Origin of the sequence: Moorena sp. SIO2C4 (assembly GCF_010672485.1) — a bacterium.
GTDB lineage: Bacteria > Cyanobacteriota > Cyanobacteriia > Cyanobacteriales > Coleofasciculaceae > Moorena > Moorena producens.
In genome coordinates this window covers 1-1842 of sequence record NZ_JAAHGN010001289.1, presented here as the reverse complement: position 1 = coordinate 1842, position 1842 = coordinate 1, and the positions used below count along the sequence as shown (strand labels likewise).

Below are 1842 nucleotides of genomic sequence, written 5' to 3'. Positions count from 1 at the left end.
GGTAGACAGCGCCTCTGGGAAACGATTCGAGACGATTAACCCTGCAACAGGAGAGGTGATCTGTGATGTGGCTGAGGCTGATGCCCCAGACGTTGATAAAGCAGTAGTGGCGGCTAGGACAGCCTTACCAGTGGAGACTGGCCGAAAATGTCTGCCACCCAGCGGGGGGAGTTACTCTACAAGCTAGCTGACTTAATCGAAGCAAACAAGGAAGAAATAGCACGGCTGGAAACCCTAGACAATGGAAAGCCCTATCGTGATTCCTTTAATGCAGATGTGTCTCTAGTCATTGCTTGCTATCGGTACTATGCTGGCTGGGCAGATAAGATTCAAGGCAAAACAATTCCCATCAACGGACCTTACTTTTGCTACACGCGCCATGAACCTGTAGGAGTGGTTGGTCAGATTATTCCTTGGAACTTTCCACTGTTGATGCAAGCTTGGAAGTTAGGCCCAGCACTGGCAGCTGGTAACACCGTGGTGATGAAAACGGCGGAACAGACTCCTTTATCAGCCTTGCGGATCGGTGAACTGATTCTCGAAGCAGGTTTCCCTCCTGGTGTGGTGAATCTTCTCTCAGGCTATGGACCAACTGCTGGGGCTGCGATTTCACATCATATGGGTATCGATAAAGTTGCCTTTACCGGCTCGACTGAGGTAGGGCATCTAATTATGGAAGCTGCAGCTAAGAGTAACCTCAAGCGGGTCACTCTAGAACTTGGTGGTAAGAGTCCTAACATTGTCTTTGCTGACGCTGACATGGATAAAAGCATTGAGGGCGCTCACTTTGCCCTGTTCTTTAACCAAGGACAGTGCTGTTGTGCTGGTTCGCGACTGTTTGTGGAAGAGAAGTGCTATGACGAGTTTGTAGACAAGTGCGTGAAACGGGCGCAAAATCGCACAGTTGGTGACCCGTTTGATGCTAACACAGAACAGGGTCCCCAGGTAGATCTCGAACAGTTCAATAAGGTGATGGGCTATATTGAGTCTGGTCAGCAGGAAGGAGCTCAGATGTTGTGTGGTGGTGGTCGAGTTGGCGATCGCGGTTACTTCATCGAACCGACAGTGTTTGTTGATGTCCAAGATCAGATGAAGATTGCCCAAGAAGAAATCTTTGGACCAGTGATGAGCATTATTAAGTTCAAGGATATCGATGAAGTGATTAAGCGGGCAAATGATACTATGTATGGCTTAGCAGCAGCCGTGTGGACGAAGGATATTACTAAAGCTCATGCGATCGCAAACAATGTCCGTGCTGGTACTGTCTGGGTGAATTGCTACGATGTGTTTGATGCCGCTGCTCCCTTCGGTGGTTTCAAGCAGTCTGGGATTGGTCGTGAACTTGGGGAGTATGGCTTGCAGCAATACACCGAGGTCAAGACAGTCACAGTTAAATTGTAGCATTTTAGCCATCTCAAAGCCTGGGTTTTATTATCAACAAGGCAAAAAGAAGGTTAGTAAACGGCTACAGGATAGTTAGTTGTTAATTTAGGACAAGCTAATGGGTAATGGGGAATTGTAAGCCAATTTCCTATTACCCATTACTTTATGCTTTGCTCAAGCTTCAAGTTCAAGTTCAGGTAAGCATATGCGCTACTTGAGGTGCCGTCAGCCGTCAGCCGTCAGCCGTCAGCAGACGTAACTCAGCATTATTCGAATGGTTACCTGTTTTATTCAAAAGCACCTCAAGTAGCGTGGCACAGGCTTTGACGCTGATAGCTGATAGCTGATAGCTGATAGCTGATAGCTGATAGCTGATAGCTGATAGCTGATAGCTGATAGCTGATAGCTGATAGCTGATAGCTGATAGCTGATAGCTGATAGCTGATAGCTGATAGCTGA

The 1842-nt window shown here is 47.4% G+C and carries 1 protein-coding gene and 1 pseudogene; one reads left to right on the top strand and one right to left on the bottom strand.

Annotated features, from left to right (window positions below; translation table 11 throughout):
* Positions 1–1401: pseudogene (locus F6K20_RS36715) on the top strand (aldehyde dehydrogenase family protein); the annotation flags it as partial.
* Between the two features lie 214 nt (positions 1402–1615).
* Here the strand turns inward: F6K20_RS36715 and F6K20_RS36710 are convergent.
* A partial coding sequence (locus F6K20_RS36710; protein WP_287298139.1) for a hypothetical protein occupies positions 1616–1842 on the bottom strand: 227 nt, incomplete at its 5' end.